Genomic DNA, 21,676 nt, shown 5'->3' with positions numbered 1-21,676 from the left:
ATTAATTTAATCCTTGTTCTAAATCTTCTATTACATCTTCATAATGCTCCAAACCAACTGAAAGACGAACCAAACCATCTGCAATTCCTGCTGCATTTCTTTCCTCAGAAGAAAGTTTGCTATGCGTTGTAGAAGCAGGATGTGTTACAATTGTTCTTGTATCTCCAAGATTTGCGGTTAAAGAAGCTAGTTTTAATTGCTTCAACAGTTGCTTTCCAGCTTCCAAACCTTCTTTTAGTTCAAAAGCGATGATATTTCCTCCTTTTCGCATTTGTTTTTTGGCAATTTCATATTGAGGATGAGATTTTAGAAAAGGATATTTTACAGATTTTATCTTTGGATGTTTTTCTAAATATTCTGCTATTTTCAGTGCATTTTCACAATGTTTTTCTACTCGAAGCGCTAGTGTTTCTAAACTTTTAGAAAGAATCCAAGCGTTGAATGGAGAAAGTGAACTTCCTGTATTTCTTGCAAAAAGATAAATCTCTCTGATGTATTCTTTTTTTCCAACTACAATTCCTCCAAGTACTCTTCCTTGTCCATCAATAAGTTTTGTTGCAGAATGCAGTACCAAATCTGCTCCAAAATTGATTGGATTTTGTAAATATGGTGTAGCAAAACAATTGTCTACAATAAAGATCAGATTATGTTTTTTCGCAATCGCATTCAGTTTTTCTAAATCCACTACTTCTACTCCTGGGTTTGTTGGAGTTTCCACAAAAAGGATTTTGGTGTTTTCTTGAATCAAACTTTCGATTTCATCTGAATCTGCCGTGGTTCCGAAATAAGAAGTTTCTATGTTCCATTTTGGTAAAAAAGTAGTGAACAAACTATGCGTTGAACCAAAAACACTTTTACAAGAAACAATATGATCTCCAGAATTCAAAAGCGCAGCGAACGTATTGAAAATCGCAGCCATTCCTGTTGCAAAAGCATAACCATCTTCCGCATTTTCTAGAGCGCACATTTTTTGGATGAACTCTGTATTATTTGGATTTGTAAATCTAGAATAAATATTTCTGTCGATCTCTTCGGAGAAAGCAGCAGCCATTTGTTCTGGATTTTCGAAAGTGAAACTAGACGTAACGTATAAGGGTGTTGTGTGTTCTTTATTTTCACTTTTATTTATTTCTGTTCGAATTGCTTTTGTTTCAAAATTTGCAGCCATTTTTCTTGTTTTTAGATATTTAGAACTTTTTCCTTTTGTTCGGCTTAGGGATTGCAGCGGCATCCTTTTTTGCTTTTCTTCATCCAGTTGAATTAGCAAAAAAGATATAGCGGAAAGCCCGACACGTAGTGGAAGCTCCAAAAAAATTATATGATTATGATGTTATTTTTCTTGTTTGGGTTTAATAAACTTTTGTTATTAAATTTTCTTTTGTTAATTGCAAAACCGATTTCGACTTCGCTCAATCTCCGTGATTTTATTTTAGATTTTTTCTGATAATTTTAGAATATCTCCGAAAACTCCACGAGCGGTAACCTCTGCTCCTGCTCCTGCTCCTTGAATAATTATCGGATTTTCACCATAGGATTTTGTGTAAATTTCGAAAATAGAATCGGCTCCTTTCAACGTTCCTAAAGCGGAAGTTTTTGGAACAGAAACCAAATCAACATTCAGAGTTGCAGTTTCGGTTTTCGATAAATCTCCGTGTAAATCTCCAACATATCGAAGCACATGATTCTCTTTTTGGTTTTGTTTAATTTCTTCGAAAATCGGATTTAAAGCTTCCGATTGATTGTAAAATTCTTGAATCGAAAGTTGCTGAAAAGTCTCTGGTAAGAGATTTTTAATTTGAATTTCTGAAAATTCTTTTTCCAACTCCAATTCTCTTGCTAAAATCAATAATTTCCTTGCAACATCGTTTCCTGAAAGATCTTCTCGAGCATCTGGTTCTGTAAAACCTTTTAAAATTGCTTGGTTTAAAACTTCTGAAAAAGCAATATTTTTCTCTGAAAATTCATTAAAAATATAGCTCAACGAACCAGAAAAAATTCCTCGAATACGAGTAATATCTTCTCCAGAATCGTGTAAAAGTTTAATAGTATCAATTAGTGGAAGTCCAGCTCCAACATTAGTTTCATACAAGAAATGCTTGTTATATTTCTTCAGTTTTTGTCGAATTTCGTTGTAAAACGGAACAGATAAAGTATTTGCGATTTTGTTGGATGCTACAATATGGAAACCATTCTCGATTAATAATTGGTAATTTTTTGTGAATTCTTTGTTTGCCGTATTGTCAATCGCAATTAGGTTTTCCAGATGATTTTCTTTCGCAAAAGAAATTACATCCGCCACTTTATATTCTTTTTTGTTTGTATTAAAGTTTTCTTGCCAATTTCTGAAAGATAAATCTTCATTTAAAATAGCATTTTTACTATCCAGAATTGCGAAAATATTGATTTCTAAATTTCTTCTTTTCAGACAAGATTTTTTGTTTTCAACCAACTGATCAATCAATGCTTTTCCAACATTTCCTTTACCAAAAACAGCAATATTTATCTTTTTGGCAACATGAAATAATTTTTGATGAATAATATTAATCGCTTTTGTTTTATCATTTTTTTCAACTACCAAACAGATATTATTTCCAGAAATTGTATTGTTAATCAAAAGCGGTTGAATTTGATGTTGTGCTAAACTTTCTAAAGCTTTATGGAAATTTTCTAGTTTTTCTCCAACAGTTGTTAGAACACAAACTTCTTTTGAGTTTTCAATGTTTAAGTTATACGATTCAAAATTAGACTCTAAAGTTTCAATTGCTTTTTCTAACTGAGAATTATTCAAAACAATTTCGATTCCGATATCTAAAGTTGTTTGATTTAAAAAGAAAATCTCAATGTTTTGTTCAAAAAACAACTGAAAAACCAAAGATTCAAGTTTAGATTTTGATTCAAAATCTTTGATAGAAAATTGTAAAAGAGAAACATTTTCGATGCAATTGATACTTTTAAATTTCGAATCATTGTAAAAATGACGAATCAAAGTTCCTTCCGATTCTTGGTTGAATGTGTTTAAAATTCGTAATGGAATTTGCTTTTCTTTTAGTGGATTAATGGTTTTTGGATGTAAAATTGTCGCACCATAATTTGCTAAAACACTTGCTTCTTTATAATTCAAAATACCGATTTTTGTAGCTTTTGCAACCAATTCAGGATTTGCAGAATACACTCCATCGATGTGTGTGTAATTTTCAACTTCTTGCGCATTTAGAATATTTGCTAATAAAGTTGCGGAATAATTACTTCCATTTTTTCCAAGAGTCGTCGGTTTATTTTCTGTAGAAGAAGCTATAAAACCCGTAACAACAGGAATCGTATTTTTATTCCAATCTTGGAAATAATTCGTAACTTTTTCTGTACTTTCTTCCAACTGAACCTTTGCATTTCCGTAAGAATTATCTGTAACGAACAGCTTTCTGCTATCTACGAAATTGGCGCTGATATTTTCTTCTTTTAACAAAAGAGCAATTGCTTTTGCAGAAATAATTTCACCATAACCTAAAATTGCATCTTTGTGTTTTTCGCTGTTTTCATTTAAAAGATAAATTCCTTTTAAATAATTACCCAATTCTAGAAACTCTTCTTTGAATGGATTTGAACGAAAAGGCTCTAACTGATAATTTACAAACTCGTTGAATTCTCTAGAATAGGATTGTTTAGAAACTGATTTTTCGTAAATCTCTTCCAATTTTGCTGTTGTATTTCCTCTTGCAGAAACCACCACAACGATTTCTTCCTGATTTTTGATTTTATTTTTAATGGTATGAATCACATTTTGTAAACCTTTACCGTTTGCTAGCGATTTTCCGCCGAACTTTAAGACTTTCATTAGATTTGTTTTATAGGATTTGTTGAATGATGTTTGCGACTTGATCATGTTCAATCAGAAAAGCATCGTGTCCATGTGGAGATGAAATTTCGTGATAAAACACATTTTCTTTAATTGATTTTAAGTTTAGAAAAATTTCTCTATTTTCTGAAGCAGGAAAAAGCAAATCAGAATCGATTCCGACGATATGAATTGAACTGTTTAGTTCTTTTGCTTTAGAAATAAATTCCTTTTCATTTGGAAAAACTTCAATTGTTCCAAGAAGATGATTTACTAATTTATAAGCTCGTAAATCGAATCTTTCAGAAAGCTTTTCTCCATGAAAATCTAACCAATCTAAAACCTCAGCATTCTTAGTATTTTCAAATTTCACTTTGTAAGAATCTGGATTTCTATAGAAATTCATGGCGTGCTTTCTAGCTTTTTGCAAAGGCTTTTCGTCAGATTCCAATAATATTTCTTGGATATGAAGATTTGCTTTTAACCAATTTGTAGTTTTCCAATCTGAAGCAATTGAAACAATATTTTTCACTTTTGAAAAAGAAAAAGCTAATTCCCAAGTCAAAGCTCCACCAATCGAACCTCCAATAATAGAATGAAGTTCGTCGATTTGCAGTTCTTCTAAACCTTTTTGGAATAGTTTTGCAATGTCTTTTAGTGTAAAATCTTTGTAGTTTGGAATATAAAATTGATCGAAACCATTTCCAGGAATATTGAAAATAAGCACTGTAAATTTGTTTAAATCAATTGATTTTTCGGTTCCAACAATTGGATTCCACCAACCATTTTTTCCAGTGATTTCAGAATTACCTGTCAAAGCATGATTTACAAGAATAACTGGAGAAGTTCCTAATTCTTGACCAAAAACCTGATAAGACAGAGGAATTTTAGAATATGAAAATCCTTTTTCCGTTTGGAAATTTGAAATAATGATATGTTTTAATTTTTGCTCCATTTTGTGTTTAAAAGGAGTTCAAAAATTTAGAAGAAGTTATTTTGATTTAGAAATACAAAAAAATTATCGCACAGAAAAGCTGTGAAATTTAAAATCAAAAAATAAAGAAAATGTGAAAACAAATAGAAAAGTGTATAATCTGAATTATACTTTAAAGAAATTTCTCTGTGTTATCTTTCCAAAAACATTTGGTAGAATGTAGCACCTTCTCTGCAAAATTGCAAAGGGTTGCTAAGGTTTCAAAGGGTCTATTCCCTCCACCTTTCTTTATAACAACTAAATAAATTTAAGAACGGTTTTGTGATTGCAAAGTAATGGTAAGAAAATTTAAAATCCAACATAATTTTGAAAAAAAATAATTTATTTAACTTTTTTAAAAACAAAAAACACCATTAAACTACTGAAAGTCAATGATGTTTTTCATTAAAATATTTTTTAAAAAAATTATCTATTTAAATATAATTTCCCCTGATATGGTTCTTTTTCAGCTTCATTAAAATCTAAAACGAAGAAATAAACTCCAGCAGCTGCTCTCGTATTATCTCCATCTAATTGTCCGTTCCAATGTTTTCCTTTTTCGTCTGTGTAGACTTTATTTCCCCAGCGATTGTAAAATTCGATTTTATAATTTGGATATTTTTCAGCAAGATTTTTAATTACAAATAAATCGTTTATTCCATCTCCGTTTGGAGAGAATCCTTCTGGAATCTCTATCATTAATTCTTCACAATCTCCTATTTTTAAAAAGATTAAAATTTCATTCGTACAATTTTCATTAAGCGTATTTTTTAAATTCACTCTGATTTCCTGAGGTTTTGAATCAAAAGTATTTGGAAATGGAGAAGGTAATTCATTTCCTTCTTCATCGAAATAAGAAATCTCTACATTTTCTTGGTTATTGAGTAAATTCTCATGAATAGAAGATGTATCAAAAGAATAGATGATACCATCTTCAGTCTTACAACTTTTAATTAATAAATCATCTAAAACTGTAGGAACATCAAAAACAACAACCTCTTTTTTTACTTCATGTAAAACATTATTTTGCTCATAATTTAATGTAATTATATAATTCCCTGGAGAAGAATATAAATGAGAAGGATTTAAACCAAAAGCTATATTTGTATCAGAATCTGGTTCTCCAAAATCCCATTGTATATTTTGGATAAAATGTTCTTCAAAATCAATATTTAATTCTTCTCCAACACATATATTATCAACTGTAAAATCTGGGTCTTTAAAATGAGTTTGGATAAATGTAGGTAAACCAGCAGATCCAAATACTGTGAAATTTTCAAAAACTTGCTCAATTCCAACATCTACACCTTCAATATTTGGATTATTAATCACAAACATTCTCCCAAAAGAATGGATATAAATTTTCCTATCCATTCCTAATTGAAAACCTCCTAAAGAAGGATTATCATAAACAAGTAATTTCGATTCATTAATCTGTTCTTCTGTCGAATAACTTAAATCATATTTTAAAATCCCTTCATTGCAGTCTAAATATATATAAGTTGAATTTGAAGAAAATTCTATTCCATAAGGAGCAATATTATCTGTAATTGAAGACCTTAATTCTATCCTATTTGTTAAGGTTAAATCATTTTCAAAATCATAAACACAAGCAACTAATTCACTATTCTCTCTTATCGTCATAGCTACTTTCTTACCATTTGGTGAAAACTTCATTTGACCAAAAAGATATAATTTATTATCAATATCTGTATAAATAAAATCATCTTCAACTCCATTTTCTGTAACTTTTATAACTAAAAATTGATCTGGAACTGATAGATTTTCATCATAATCTTTTATAGTTGCAACATAATATGTATTAGTATTTATATCATAAACAGCAGAAAACTTCTCACTTATGTTCTCCTCTTCTAATATTATATTTTTATTATCTGTCACCCCTCCTAAACCATTATCCAAAGTCATATCTATTTCTGAAAAACTTAATTTGGGAGCATTACAAAATATATAATATTTGTTAGGATCATTAGGTTTAGGAATGATAATAGATGATTGGGTAGAAGATAGATTACTTAACAACCCTTCACCATTTAACATTATTTCATGATTCTGATTATATATGGTAACACCATCAGAATAAAATAATAAATTCCCTTCTGAATCAGAATGACAAGACGTTCCTTCTGGCGCAAAAATTGCATTCCCAGATAATTCACTTACGGGATTATTATTAAAGGTTATCCCATGATAATTACCAAAAAACCAATTACTTGTTTCTTTTTGAGCATGTATTAATTGTGTAAATAACAAGAATAATAGCCCTAAAATTAGATGTTGTTTTTTTTTCATAAGATTTTATTATTTATTTAAATATAATTTACTTTGAAAAGATTCTCTATCACCATCATTAAAATCTAAAACAAAGAAATAAACTCCAGCAGCTGCCCTTGTTTTATCTCCGTCTAATTGCCCATTCCAATGTTTTCCTTTTTCATCTGTGTAGACTTTATTTCCCCAACGATTGTAAAACTCGATTTTATAATTTGGGTATAATTCATAAAGATTTTTAATTACAAATAAATCATTAATTCCATCTCCGTTTGGAGAGAATCCTTCTGGAATCTCTATCATTAATTCTTCACAATCTTCCTCATTTTTAAATTTTATTTCAAAAGATGAAATATCATAGCATTCTGTCGTCTTATTTTCAATTCTGATATAAATCGTTTCTTCTTCTTGAAATTGTGAAATAAAAGTAATCGAATTTTCCTTAAACTGAGCATTTTCTTCTGAAATGTAAAAAGAATACTCATAAATATCTTGATTATAACTAAAATCATTTTGTTCTACATATTCTAAAATATTAAATTCTGTAGCTTCACCTTTACAAATAAAAAAATCTGGAATTGGTTCTTGATATGGGTTTTCATTTACTTCAAAAATAATAGACGTTTCATTTGTGCAATTTTCGTTTAAAGTATTAGTTAAAACAGCTGAAATTGTTTGTGAATTCGTTTCGAAAGTATCTGGAAATGGAGTTGGTAATTCGTTTCCTTCTTGATCGAAATAAGAAACTTCAACATTTTCTTGATTTCCAATTAATGTGGACTCAACTGATGATGTATCAAAGGAACCAATACCTGCACTATCATTTTCGCATGAATAAAAATCATTTATCTCATTTATATGGGGTACTTCATAAATAGTAATATTTTTATTTACCTCATAACTCTCATAACCTATTGTAATTTTCAAAGTAACTTCAAAATCACCTGGTGAAGAAAAAACATGAGTAGGACTTACATCATTTGAAATATTATCTTCAGAAACAGAATCTCCAAAATTCCATTCAATATTTGTTATCGAATCTATATCCAGATAAAAATTTGCACTATCACCAAAACATAAATTTTCAACATCAAAATCGACTTTCAAAAATAAGGAAGATTGAAAAGTTGGCAAACCTGAAGTACAGTATTTATCATCACCTAGAAACACATAATCTTTCTCAATATTTGTTCCAATATCATTTGGATTATGAATTACACTTAAATAATTTAAACCATTTATTGCAAAATAAATTTTAAGATCTGGTCCTAATTGTAGTGCTCTTGGATAATAAATTTCTTGTGTATTCTCAAATATATTTATTTTAGAACTAATTATCTCCTCCGTATTTTCTAAGCTTAAATTATACTGCTCAATATAATTATATTCCCCCCAATAAGATGCATACAAAACTTTACTATTTGCTGAAAATTCAATTCCATAACTAGATGCTATAGTTGAAAGCTGAATTGGATTTGAAAATTCACCTGTTAGTTTATCAAAATCAAGTAACCATAAACCCTGTTCCCAATTTGCAATTGCCAATTTTTTACCATCAGGAGAAAATTTCATATATCCAAAAGATGGACCATTAAAATTTAAATCTCCTAATTCGCTTACAACAAAAGTTGATTCAACTCCACTCTCTGTTAATTTATATGTAAGAAGTTGATTTGTATCTTTCCTAATTGTAACTATCCAATATGTATTTGTTTCTCCATTGAAATATGCAGCTAATTTTTCATAGGAATTTTGATGTATCAATATATCTTTTTCATCAGCAATAACTGCACCTAACCCTCCATTTAAATTTTTATCAATTTTAGAATATCTAAGTCCTAATCCTGATGGATAATTTTGAACTTGATCTACGGTAAAAAGGTAATAGAATTGATCTGAATTTATTGCTTCTAGAAAAACTGCTGAGTGTGTACTAGAATTTCCACCACTTAATTCATCCCCATTCATCAAAATAAGATTATTTTGATTATAAATAGTGGTACCATGGGAATAGAAAAGTAAATTACCTTCAGAATCTGAGATTGAAGAACAACCTTCATGTGTATTTAATTGACCATCCGACAAAGCTGAAGGAGGATCCGTATTAAAAGTTATTCCTGCGTTACCTCCAAAATACCAATTGTATCCTTCTTTTTGAGAAAAACAATTAAATATTATACTAAATAAAAAAACAAATAAGTAAAAATTCTTTTTCATAATAAGTTATATTTTAAGGATTATCTTTTCAAAGTAAAATGCCCGCGATATTCTTTTCCGTCTTTTTCTAGCAAAAACCAATAATCTGTAGAAGGTAGCTCTATTCCATTTTTGGTTCCATCCCAACCTTTTCCTCGTGGATATATTTTTTCTATTAATTTTCCATAGCGATCAAAAATATAAAGTTTAGCATTTTTTAAGTTTTCATTTCCATGTACTTGCCAATAATCATGGATTCCATCTCCATTTGGTGTAAAATATTTTGGATAAAACATCAGTGTAACTTCCTCTGAAACAACTCCACAACCATTTTTATCTCGGACATAAATAATATATTCTCCAAAAGTTAAATCTGTAAACTCATTGGAATCTTGGTAATTTTCTCCATCTAAAGAATATTCATAATCTCCTAAACCAGAAACTAATATTTCAATAACATTTTCTTGACTTGTCCAATCTTGGATTTTTATTTCTTCAATTATTGCTGCCGTAGATTGGTAAACTTCAAATTCATGAGTTGTTTCACAGGATTCTCCAAAAGTTACATCATTAGTTAAGGCAACAGAATATGTCCCGGCTTCTGAAATTTCAATCGAATTGGTTATTTCTCCAGTTGACCACTCTACACGACCATCAAACTCTGGAATTTCTAAAATCAAAGTATCTGAATTACAGAATATATATTCCTCCTCCAAATTTATTTCTGGTATTTCTACTTGAAGTACAGTAAAATTAAAAACCAAAAAACAACCTTCTAGCAAAGGATTCTCAACTCGAATAAATAACACATGTAAACTTTCTGTCATTGAAAAAAGAGAGTCTAAAGCACTCAAATTTTCAAAAGCATCGTTTTCCGAAAGATGGAAAGTAATATTATAATCCTCTAATAAATCTTCTTCTAATACAAAACTCTTTAAAATATTTAAATCTAAAACTACTAAACCATCATTATCTTCATTACAGATTTTCACTTCTTCTATTTCTATATTATTAGGTTTTTCAAATATTTCTACTTCTAAAAACTCAATATTAAAACAACCTGTTTCAAGATCTTCGATTCGAACAAATATTTCTGTTGTTTCTGTAAATTGCTGAGTATTTTCAATTGCGTTTTCATTATTTAAAGCATCTTGTTCATTTAAATAAAAACTAATTTCATATCCTGTTACAGTATTTTGATTTAAATATTCCAATAAATCAATTTCAAAATTTTCACCTGAAAAAAGACAGCTTTTTATATTCAAAACCTCCTCTTCTAGTTCTGGATTTTCATTAACAATAAATGAAATCATAACTTCCTCTGAACACTCTTCGTGCAAAGCATTTTTTAAAACAGCTGTTATATCCTGAGTATGAGAATCAAATGGATTTGGCAATGGACTTGCTAATTCATTATCATTTTCATCAAAATATCTTATTTCAACATTAGTCTGTCCATTTAGCAATAATGCTTCTAAATTTGACGTATCGAAACTTCCTAGAGCTGTATTTTCATTTTCACAAACTATGAAGGCATTTATTTCGGGTATTTCGGGTATTTCGGGTACTTCATAGATTGTTATAATTTGAGTTTTCTCAAATTCTTCTCCATTAATTTTAAAAGTAAGAGTAACTTCATAATCTCCTGTTGATATATATATATGTGTAGGATTTAATTCATTTGAAGTATTAGTACTTGAAGAGGGGTCTCCAAAATCCCATTCTATATCCGTAGCCAAATCAAATTCATAATAAAAAGCTGTAACATCTCCTAGACATAAATTTTCAAATTCAAATTCAGGAGCCTCAAAAAAAGATTGTATAAAGGCTGGTAAACCTAATTTTGTAAATTTGTTTTCAAGAAAAATACCATTTGGTTCTATATAACAACCGACACCTATAATATTTGGATTATGAATTATACTTAAATAATTCTCATTGAAAGGAGATACATATATCTTACTATCTGGTCCTAATTGCATAGCACAATAGTTATATTCCACTGCTGAAGGCATTTCTAATTGATATTTCGATGCTTGAACCTCTGCCTGTGTCGGTAGAGAAATATTATATTGATCAATATGATTATATAAATCCCCATAACTCACATACAAAAGATTATTGTTTGGAGAAAATTCAATTCCATAAGGATCTCCACCTTCAGCAGGAAGTATATATTCATTACTCACCCCCCCCGTATCAATATCAAAATCAAACACATAAACACCTTCATCATACCCTAGAGCCATTGCTAACTTCTTACCATTTGGAGAAAACTTCATATATCCCGATGAGTGATCAAAATTATACATGTTTAAACTAATATTTGAAGAAACAGCAATTGTGCTCACCCCAGAATTGTCTATTTTATATGCTAAAACCTTATTAGAATTTAATTGAGGTGAAACTACCCAATATTCTTGGGTTTGATGATTATAAATTGCTGTCAGTTTTTCCATAGCATCTGTATGCAATAAAATATTCTTTTCACTTACAACAACTCCTCCTAACCCTCCGTCCAAACTCATATCTATAGTGGAGAATCTTAAGCTATCAAAATCATTATAATAAGCTGGCACAGTAAAAATATAGTATATAATAGTTGATCCAGGTTTAGGTACAATTACTCCTGATTGGGTACTTGAAGTGTTTCCCATCAAACCTATTCCATTTAACATCACTTCATGATTTTTATTGAAAACCATAGAACCATTTGTATAAAAAAGTAAATTCCCTTCAGAATCAGAAATGGAGGAACAGCCTTCAAATGTATTTAATTGACCATCTAACAATGCTGAAGGGGGGGCTGTATTAAAAGTAATTCCTGCTTTAGCTCCAAAATACCAATTATTCGCTTCTTTTTGGGAAAAAGCATTAAACGTTATTAATAAAAATAAAAAGAGTAGTTTTTTTTGTTTTTCCATAATGATTTTTTGTTTTTATCTTTTCAATGTAAAATGACCTCGATATTCTTTTCCATCTTTTTCAAGTAAAAACCAATAATCTGTAGAAGGAAGATCTAATCCATTTTTGGTTCCATCCCAGCCTTTTCCTCGTGGATATATTTTTTCTATTAATTTCCCATAACGATCAAAAATATAGAGTTTCGCATTTTTTAAATTTTCATTTCCATGAATTTGCCAATAATCATGAATCCCATCTCCATTTGGTGTAAAATATTTTGGATAAAACATCAGTGTAACTTCTTCTGAAACAACTCCACAACCATTTTTATCTCGAACATAAATAGTATAATCCCCAAAAATTAAATCTGTAAATTCATTGGAATCCTGGTAATTTTCTCCATCTAAAGAATATTCATAATCTCCTAAACCTGAAACTAATATTTCAATAGCATTTTCCTGACTTGTCCAATCTTGAATTTTAATTTCTTCAATTGTTGCTGCTGTAGATTGGTAAACTTCAAATTCATGAGTTGTTTCACAAATTTCTCCAAAAGTTACATCATTAGTTAAAGTAACAGTATATGTTCCAGCTTCTGAAATTTCAATAAAATTAGTTATTTCTCCAGTTGACCATTCTACACGACCATCAAACTCTTCTATTTCAAAAATCAAAATATCTGAATTACAGAACATATATTCCTCCTCCAAATTGATTTCTGGTTTCCCTATTTGAAGCACTTTAAAATTAAAAATTGAAAAACAATCTTCTGATAATGGATTTTCAACTCGAATAAATAATTCTTGTGAATTTTCTGTCATTGAAAAAACAGATTCTAAAGCACTCAAATTTTCAAAAGCATCGTTTTCTGAAAGATGGAAAGTAATATTATAATTCTCTAATAAATCTTCTTCTAAAACAAAACTCTTTAAAATATTTAAATCTAAAACTACCAAACCATCATTATCTTCATTACAGATTTTAACTTCTTCTATTTCATCAACTTGTGGAATAAAATATAATTCAATCAATAGAGGTTTTATTGTAAAACATCCTGTTTCTTCATTTATAATTTTAATAAAAACTTCCGTATTTTCAGATATAATCTGTATTGTGGAAATTTCTTCTTCAGAGTTTAAAGCATTATCTTCCGAATTATAAAAATTATATGTAAAATCTTCAGAAATATTTTGATGAACATAATTCAATAAGTCAATTTCATAAGAACCTTCGACTTCAACACATTCTTTAATATTTTCTAATGCTTCTATTTCTGGATTTTCATTAACAATAAATGAAATCGTAACTTCCTCTGAACATTCTTCATGCAAAGCATTTTTTAAAACTGCAGTTATTTCCTGAGTATGAGAATCAAATGGATTTGGCAATGGACTTGTCAATTCATTATCATTTTCATCAAAATAACTTAAAACTACATCAGTCTGTCCATTTAGTAATAATGCTTCTACATTAGAAGTATCAAAACTTCCTAAAGCTGTATTTTCATTTTCACAAACTATAAAGTCATCTATTTCCGTTATTCCCGGTACTTCATAGATTGTTATAATTTGAGTTTTCTCAAATTCTTCACCATCAATATTAAAGGTAAGAGTAACTACAAAATCCCCTATTGATGTATATATATGTGTAGGGTTTAATTCATTTGAGGTATTATTACTTGAAGAAGAATCTCCAAAATTCCATTCTATATCCGTTGCTAAATCAAAGTCATAATAAAAGCTTGTAACATCTCCTAGACATAAATTTTCAAACTCAAATTCAGGAGTTTCAAAAAAAGATTGTATAAAAGCTGGTAGACCTGCTGTCGTATAATTATCTCCAAGATAAATACCATTTGGTTCTATATCACAACCGACACCTATAGTATTTGGATTATGAATAATACTCAAATAATTTGAAAAACTAGGAGATGTATATATCTTACCATCTGGTCCTAATTGCAAACAACTAAATGAGTATATTTGATTTGAAGGTATTTCTAATTGATATTTCGATGCTTGAACTTCTGCTTGTGTTGGTAAAGAAATATTATATTGATCAATATGATTAAATGAAACCCAATAACTCACATACAAAAGATTACTATCTGGAGAAAATTCAACTCCATAAGGTTCTATATTTTCAGCAGGAAGTATATACTCATTACTCAAAACACCTGTATCCACATCAAAATCAAATACATAAATACCTGTACCATACCCTAGAGCCATTGCTAACTTCTTACCATTTGGTGAAAATTTCATATATCCCACTGTGTGTCCAAAAGTAGACATGTATAAACTAATATCTGAAGAAACAGCTATTGTACTAACCCCAGAACTATCTATTTTATACGCTAAAACTTTATTAGAATTAAATTGAGGAGAAACTACCCAATATTCTTGGGTTTGATGATTATAAATTGCTGTCAATTTTTCCATCGAATCTGTATGCAATAAAATATTCTTTTCGGCTAAAATAACTCCCCCTAACCCACCATCTAAACTCATATCTACAGTGGAAAATCTTAAACCAATAGAAGAATAAACTGGTACTGTAAAAATATAATATATAGTAGTTGATCCTGGCTTTGGAACAATTACTCCTGATTGTGTACTTGAGGAGTTTCCCATTAAACCTGTTCCATTTAACATCACTACATGATTCTTATTGTAAACTGTAGAACCATCTGTATAAAAAAGTAAATTTCCTTCGGAATCCGAAATAGAAGAACATCCTTCAGATGTACTTAATTGACCATCTAACAATGCAGAAGGGGGATCTGTGTTAAAAGTTATTCCTGCATTAGCTCCAAAATACCAATTATTCGCTTCTTTCTGTGCATGTAAAAATTGAAAAAGGAATAAAAAACAACAAAATAGTGGGGTGATTATTATTTTTTTCATATTATTATTTTTGTTTAGATTTTAAATATACATTTTTTTAACACAAATAACACGTTATACTAAAACACAGCTATTCAATCAAATGAGATATCAAAAAATACTTACAGAATTATTCATAAATAATAGAAATAGTTTCAATTCTAAAATGAAGAAGAACACAATTTCTATTCTTTCATCTAATGATGAAATGCCTACAAATGCTGATGATCTAATGGGTTTCGCACAAAACAATGATTTATTTTATCTTTCAGGAATTGATCAAGAGGAAACGGTTTTACTTATTTACCCGGACGCTTACAAAAAAGAGAATCGTGAAATCTTGTTTATAAAAGAAACTAATGATTTTATAAAACGATGGGAAGGGAATAAATTAACCAAACAAGAAGCTTCTGAAATTTCTGGAATCAAAAATGTAAAATGGCTTCATGAGTTTGAAAAAACATTGCAACTTTTCGCTTTCGAGGCAGACGGATTTTATCTTGGGCACAATGAACACATCAAACGTGTAACAGCAAATATGCAAACACAGCAAGATAGAATGATTCAATGGTGTAAAGAAAAATATCCTCTTCATGAGTATCATCGTGTTGCAAAAATTACGAGAGAACTTCGTCCGATAAAATCGGATTTGGAAGTTGCACTAATTCAAAAAGCTGCGAATATCGGAATTGAAGGTTTTGAAAGAGTTTTAAGAACGTGTAAACCTAACTGTAAAGAATATGAACTAGAAGCAGAACTAACTTATACGCTTGTAAAAAATGGTGCAACTCGTCATGCTTTTAAACCTATTGTGGCGAACGGAATCAATGCTTGCTCTTTACATTACAACACAAATGATTCTATTTGTAAAGATGGAGATTTAATATTAATTGATTTCGGAATTTGTTATGCAAATTACAATTCAGACACTACTCGTTGTATTCCTGTGAATGGGAAATTTTCAGAAAGACAAAAAGAAGTTTATAATGCTGTTTTATATTGTTTGAAAGAAGGTTCAAAACTATTAACTGTTGGTAAAAACCATGCAGAATATGAAAAAGAAATGGCAAAACTGGTGGAAGAACAACTTTTGAAATTAGGTTTATTAACACATGAAGGAATCGAAAATCAAGATCCAGATTATCCTGCTTATAAAAAATATTTTATGCATGGTACTGCTCATCATCTTGGTTTGGATGTGCACGATGTTGGGCTGTATAGCGAAAACCTAAAAGAAGGAATGGTACTTACTTGCGAACCTGGAATTTATATCGAAGAAGAGAATTTGGGAATTCGTTTGGAGAATGATTATCTGATTACTATTGATGGTCCTATTAATCTGACAAAAGAGATGCCTATCGAAATTGAAGAAATTGAAGCTTTGATGGCAGAATCTTGATCTTTTGCGAAAGGGATTGTAGTGAAAAGCTTTTTCTTTTATGGAAATTAGAAATTCTTGACAAACGCAGGCGACCTTAGAAGCCCGCGGATTGTGTAGAATTTCTTTTTCAGAAAAGAAAAACTTGTAGCGTAAAGCCCGACCTTTTTCTGAGTTTTCTGAAACGAAGAAAAATGGTTTCGCCCTTAAAAATATTAGAAATAATAATTATTTACACAAAAAAATAGACTTCCAATTAAACGGAAGTCTATTTTTAAATTAATCTATCTTAAAGAAATTACTTCTCAACAAGCACTCCATCTTTAAAAGTTCTTGTCTTGGTTAAATTTCCATCTCCATCATAATAATTAACAGTACCATTTCCATTGATTAGAGTTCCTTTTTCAAGATGGTTTCCTTGATTATCAAAACAGGAAATAACATTCATAAATTTTCCTTTACTTTATAATCTTATCTGATAAAGATTACCATTCTCGTGATATACCTTCCATTCTCCTTCTTCTTTTCCATTTTCAAAACTCCCTACACTTGATAACTTACCATTCTCGTGAAAAGATTTCCATTCTCCTTCTTCTTTTCCATTTTCATTTTCTCCAACACTTAATAATTGATCATTTTCGTGATAAAATTTACATTCTCCTTCTTCTTTTCCATTTTTATAATTCACTATATTGAATAAGTCACCGTTTTCGAAATAAAATTTCCATTCCCCTTCATATTTTCCATTTTTAATTCTCCCTGTATTTGACAACTGACCATTTTCATGATAATACTTCCACTCCCCTTCTTGTTTTTCATTTACATAATTTCCTATACTAGCTAAATTACCATTTTCATGATATGATTTATAATTTTTTTGGCTACAAGAAATAAATATAAACAACAGCAACACAATCGAAAAAAGTACTTTTCTTTTCATAATATTATTTTTTAAAGTTTTATTTTTTTGCAAATATATTTTTTTAACATTAATAGACAAAAAAATAGACTTTCAATTAATCGAAAGTCTATTTAATATTTATATTTTTATGAAATCATTCCTCTACAGAAACACCATCTTTATAAGTTCTTGTTTCAGTTAAATTTCCTTCTTCATCATATAAATTAACTGTCCCATTACCATTGATTAAAGTTCCTTTATCTAAAGAATTTCCCTGATTATCAAAACAAGAAATGATATTCATAAATTTACCTTTATTCCATAATCTTATCTGATAAAGACTACCATTCTCATGATATATCTTCCATTTTCCTTCTGCATCATTTTTTATAAAATTTCCTTTTTGTGATAATTGACCATTTTCATGGTAAAATTTCCATTCACCTTCTAGTATTCCATTTACACAAGTACCAATACTTGATAATTGACCATTTTCATAGTAAAATTCCCACTCACCTTCTTGATTACCTTTTACAAAACCACCTATAGTTGACAATTGACCATTTTCATAATAAACTCTCCAGACGCCTTCTGCTGTTCCATTTTTATAATTTCCTATTTGTGATAACTGACCATTTTCATGGTAAAATTTCCATTCACCTTCAACTTTTCCTTTTTCATAATTACCAATATTTGATAATTGTCCATTTTTATGATAATCTTTCCACTTTCCTATTTTTATTCCTTTTTCTATTTTACCTTTACTTGATAATTGACCATTTTCATGATAATATTTCCACTTACCTTCTTCTTTTTCCTTTTCATAAATCCCTATACTTTGTAATTGTCCGTTTTTATGAAACATTTTCCATTCTCCTTCAGCATTCCCATTTTGCATCTTCCCAATCAATAATAATTGACCATTTTGGTGATAAAATTTGCATTCTCCTTCTCGTTTTCCGTTTACATAATTCACTAAACTTTTTAACTGGCTATTTTCATGATACAACTTCCATTGACCATCTTCTTTTCCATTTACAAAATTTCCTAAAGATTCTAACTTACCATTTTCATGATACGCCTTCCATTCTCCTTCTCGTTTTCCATTCTTCAAATTTCCAATTGCTTTCAATTGTCCATTTTTATAATATTCTTTGGAAACTTCCTGCCCATAAGAAGTAGATATAAGTAATAGCATAGTAAATAAATAAAGGACTTTTCTTTTCATCATATTATATTTTTTAAAGTTTTATTTTTGACAAATTTATTTTTTTAACATTAATAGACAAAAAAACGATTATTACACTAATAATCAAATAAATATTACTTAAACAAAAAGGGAATTCGATTTATTATTCTTTTTAAATGATCTGGAACATCATTTTCCAAATTTGTCTTTTGAATAGCATCTAAAACATACGCTCTCTCAGCTGCCTTAATTTCTTGGCTAAGACGTATAGTGTAATCGAACCAACCAACTAAAAACCCATAAGATATATGTCTGATTTTAGGATTTTCATCATTAATTCCTTTTATAAAATCTCCTGCAATACTCCAACCACCATAATTATTCAACAGCTTCAATACTTGTAGTTTTGTATCTGTTGTTCCGTTTTTATATAGCTTTCGAAGTTTTGTAATATCTTCCAATAATTTTTCTCTAATTATCAGATTAGAACAAACTTTTTTCACAGAATTTGAATCATCATTCAGCATTTCAAATGCGATTTCTTTTGCTTTTTTCTCGTCTAAATTAGAAATAGCATAAAGTGCTGCTGATCTCTGTTTTATGATTTTTGAGTTTAAAAAAGTTTCTAATAAAGCTAAATCCGACTTATCTCCCACTTCTGAAAGTCCAATAATACTTCCTGTGTTCGGATTTGATTGTACTTTTTCTCTATATAATTCGACATAATTTTGCGATTTTATAGAAGAAAGCAAGTGCCTAGAAGTTGTTCTCAAAAAAGTAGAATTATCAAAAAGCAAATGATTTAGTTCTTCTTGAAAAACTTCCACATTATTTTTAGATATATTATAAATTGCGTAAGTTCTAATTTTTTGATTTTTATCTTTTAAAAGCTTTTTCAAAACATCTGCTCTTTCAAGCAAATTGATATTTCTAACAGCCAATAATCGAATCAAATAGATTTTATCTTTTAGAATTAAATCAAAAATCTGATCATTTACTTTTCCTTGCTTAATTAAATTTTTGAAGATAAATAATCGTGCTCCTTCATTATAATCTTGAATAGTTTCAAGCGTCGATTCTATATTATTTTCATCAAAAATAAAATCAATTATTTTTTGGTGTATATCACGGAGATCTGCTCTGTTGACATCTAATAACCATTCAACAATTTTATGATTGTGAATAAAACAAGAAGTTTCCCCTTTTTCTATTAATTTTTCAATTCCTTTTTTAGCCAAATCTCTAATATAAGGAACCCAATCTGAAAGTCGAAATAATAAAAAAGGCAATGTAGATTTCGTTGGATTTTTAATCAAATTTCGAAGAGCTTCCTCTCGAATATATCCATTTCTATTCATGGAAGTGATACAATATAAACTATTCTGTATTTCGCTTTCAAAATCTAAAAATTTACTCAGATTTTCATTTCTCAAATAAATATCTTTAACAGAGTTATAAAAATCACTATTTCTAATTAAAGTTTGCGAAGTAAAAATTCGATGAATCGCTTCTGCACTTTTTGTGGCTGTTTCTTTATTTTGATTAAAAACCCAACTAAAAACACTAGAAATCTGACGTATTTCTGTCATAGATTCTAGATCTGGCAATGATTCTTCTGAAGAAGTAATTATACTATTTGTTTTTGACTTTTTTTTATAAAATAAATTTTTTAAAAATTCCATTTTTTTTATTTGTTGTAGAAATATTTTTTTTAATTGAATAAATATTATCATGTTTGAAATCAAATTAGAGAAATTTAATTATTTCAAAATCTTCCTTTCGTTTACCGTTTTATCAATCTCAAGAACAACTTGTTCTTTTTCTTTCATTGAAAAATCTACAACATCTACTAATCCTAGATTTTGAATAATCCAATCTTGTTCTAGATACGATCTCTGCCCTCTTCTCGTTCCCCATGAATCATATTTATAATTTGATTGATATCGCATTGTTTTATTCGGTGCTAAAGTAGCAATAATATGTGCCATCCTATTTGGCGATGGTAATTCACTAATTATAGGATCTTTTGTAGCAATTGTTAAAATCTCTAACATAGAACTTTCCATTTGCTTCACCTCTAATGCTTGCAATTTTATAGATGAAAAATCTTTGGGGAATGTTTCTATTAAAGTGTTCTTTCTCTCATTTTGATCTAATCTCTCGAATTTTTCATGGATCATAATCAAACCAACTGATTTATCAATTTTTATTGTAGATTTAAATTTTTCTAATATTAAAAGTTGGTTATCAATAATTGATGATGATGAAAATTTCTTAATATCCAACCAACCATCTAATTGTTTTCTATATTCCGTAGTATAATCTAATTTCATTAGTCTTTCGTCTTTTGAAAAAACTCTAATGACTTGTATTTTATTTTTCATTTCTTATATTTTAATTATTTTAAAACACATCTAGTCCAGTTCTCAAGAAGAAAATTTGATAATCGGTAAATCTTCATAGAAAATAAATCGTGATAAAATCTATTTTCGCATTTAAAACTCACTAGGAGAAACTAAACGTAGAGATATCTATTATTAAAATCTAATAATAAGATAAATCTTGCAAACTCTTATTTATGGTCTTCATATTTTAAGACAAAATGTAGAGAAAAAATTCCATTTAAAATTAAATTCAAAAGAATTAAATAAGATAACAAAGAAAAAGGTATTATAAGAAATGACATCAAAATTACTGGCACAAATAGACCAATAATCTTATGAGATTTTCTTTTAAAAGTTAGGATAAAAAAGTATGAAATATAAACAAGTGCACATAACAAAGCCCAAGGAATAAAAATGAATAATCCTAAACCTCTTTCTCCTTGTATATTTTCATTTCCAATTAACATTAAAAGGATTGGAACTACATTTAGCAATATTGCAATTCCATAATAAATCCAGATATATTTTTTTAGCATTTCTAAAATTGAATAAAAATTAAAATTTATCACATTTAAAATCTTATGAGAGAGTTTTAATTATTTTAAAAACACACCCCTAGCCCCTCTCAAGAGCAGGGCTGTCACGTTTGTTTAATTATTTATTATATTCGCAAAAAAGAAGAACTATTGTCCTTATTTGACCATTTATCAAAAATAGAAGATCCTCGAAGAAAAGCAGGAAC

The 21,676-nt window shown here is 29.0% G+C and carries 14 protein-coding genes and 1 riboswitch; of the genes, 1 reads left to right on the top strand and 13 read right to left on the bottom strand.

All coding sequences use genetic code 11. The features are described 5' to 3' along the window. Position 1 precedes the first annotated feature (1 nt). From I0K12_RS20460 to I0K12_RS20435, 7 genes are all read right to left on the bottom strand, one after another. Entirely contained in the window at positions 2 to 1,168 is a 1,167-nt protein-coding gene (locus I0K12_RS20460; RefSeq protein ID WP_196890046.1) for a trans-sulfuration enzyme family protein, read from the bottom strand. Positions 1,169 to 1,429: 261 nt separating this feature from the next. Further along, a complete protein-coding gene (locus tag I0K12_RS20455) occupies positions 1,430 to 3,832 on the bottom strand; it encodes an aspartate kinase (protein WP_231372821.1) in 2,403 nt (800 codons plus the stop codon). A gap of 10 nt (positions 3,833 to 3,842) precedes the next feature. After that, positions 3,843 to 4,787, bottom strand: a complete 945-nt coding sequence (locus tag I0K12_RS22055; protein ID WP_231372820.1) for an alpha/beta fold hydrolase — start codon at positions 4,785 to 4,787, stop codon at positions 3,843 to 3,845. Positions 4,788 to 4,954: 167 nt separating this feature from the next. Continuing rightward, positions 4,955 to 5,063: riboswitch (SAM riboswitch) on the bottom strand. A 168-nt stretch (positions 5,064 to 5,231) separates the two neighbouring features. Then, a complete protein-coding gene (locus I0K12_RS20450) occupies positions 5,232 to 7,118 on the bottom strand; it encodes a gliding motility-associated C-terminal domain-containing protein (protein WP_196890045.1) in 1,887 nt (628 codons plus the stop codon). A gap of 9 nt (positions 7,119 to 7,127) precedes the next feature. After that, positions 7,128 to 9,314 carry a gliding motility-associated C-terminal domain-containing protein gene (locus I0K12_RS20445; RefSeq protein ID WP_196890044.1) on the bottom strand — a complete coding sequence of 729 codons (2,187 nt, stop codon included), beginning with the start codon at positions 9,312 to 9,314 and terminating at the stop codon, positions 7,128 to 7,130. 20 nt (positions 9,315 to 9,334) lie between these two features. Continuing rightward, a complete protein-coding gene (locus tag I0K12_RS20440) occupies positions 9,335 to 12,217 on the bottom strand; it encodes a T9SS type B sorting domain-containing protein (protein ID WP_196890043.1) in 2,883 nt (960 codons plus the stop codon). Positions 12,218 to 12,232: 15 nt separating this feature from the next. Then, entirely contained in the window at positions 12,233 to 15,103 is a 2,871-nt protein-coding gene (locus I0K12_RS20435) for a T9SS type B sorting domain-containing protein (RefSeq protein WP_196890042.1), read from the bottom strand. 82 nt (positions 15,104 to 15,185) lie between these two features. On the opposite strand from I0K12_RS20435, the gene I0K12_RS20430 reads away from it, so the two are divergent. Next, positions 15,186 to 16,481: an aminopeptidase P family protein gene (locus I0K12_RS20430; protein ID WP_196890041.1), complete on the top strand. Its 1,296-nt coding sequence runs from the start codon at positions 15,186 to 15,188 to the stop codon at positions 16,479 to 16,481. Between the two features lie 277 nt (positions 16,482 to 16,758). Here the strand turns inward: I0K12_RS20430 and I0K12_RS20425 are convergent, their stop codons facing one another. From I0K12_RS20425 to I0K12_RS20400, 6 genes are all read right to left on the bottom strand, one after another. Then, the gene (locus tag I0K12_RS20425; RefSeq protein WP_196890040.1) at positions 16,759 to 16,908 is read right to left on the bottom strand and encodes a hypothetical protein; all 150 of its coding nucleotides are present in this window, start codon (positions 16,906 to 16,908) and stop codon (positions 16,759 to 16,761) included. 15 nt (positions 16,909 to 16,923) lie between these two features. Further along, the gene (locus I0K12_RS20420) at positions 16,924 to 17,400 is read right to left on the bottom strand and encodes a toxin-antitoxin system YwqK family antitoxin (RefSeq protein ID WP_196890039.1); all 477 of its coding nucleotides are present in this window, start codon (positions 17,398 to 17,400) and stop codon (positions 16,924 to 16,926) included. A 115-nt stretch (positions 17,401 to 17,515) separates the two neighbouring features. After that, positions 17,516 to 18,589, bottom strand: coding sequence for a toxin-antitoxin system YwqK family antitoxin (locus I0K12_RS20415; protein WP_196890038.1), 1,074 nt, complete (start codon positions 18,587 to 18,589; stop codon positions 17,516 to 17,518). Positions 18,590 to 18,684: 95 nt separating this feature from the next. Further along, positions 18,685 to 20,232 carry a HEAT repeat domain-containing protein gene (locus I0K12_RS20410; RefSeq protein WP_196890037.1) on the bottom strand — a complete coding sequence of 516 codons (1,548 nt, stop codon included), beginning with the start codon at positions 20,230 to 20,232 and terminating at the stop codon, positions 18,685 to 18,687. A 78-nt stretch (positions 20,233 to 20,310) separates the two neighbouring features. After that, positions 20,311 to 20,934 carry a hypothetical protein gene (locus I0K12_RS20405; RefSeq protein ID WP_196890036.1) on the bottom strand — a complete coding sequence of 208 codons (624 nt, stop codon included), beginning with the start codon at positions 20,932 to 20,934 and terminating at the stop codon, positions 20,311 to 20,313. 188 nt (positions 20,935 to 21,122) lie between these two features. Then, on the bottom strand, positions 21,123 to 21,470 hold the full coding sequence (locus I0K12_RS20400) for a hypothetical protein (protein WP_196890035.1): 348 nt from the start codon (positions 21,468 to 21,470) through the stop codon (positions 21,123 to 21,125). Positions 21,471 to 21,676 lie beyond the last annotated feature (206 nt).

It is taken from the genome of Aureivirga sp. CE67 (genome assembly GCF_015767245.1).
Classification (GTDB): domain Bacteria; phylum Bacteroidota; class Bacteroidia; order Flavobacteriales; family Flavobacteriaceae; genus Aureivirga.
Note: the sequence above shows the minus strand (reverse complement) of the source record. Positions and strands in the feature narration are given on the sequence as shown.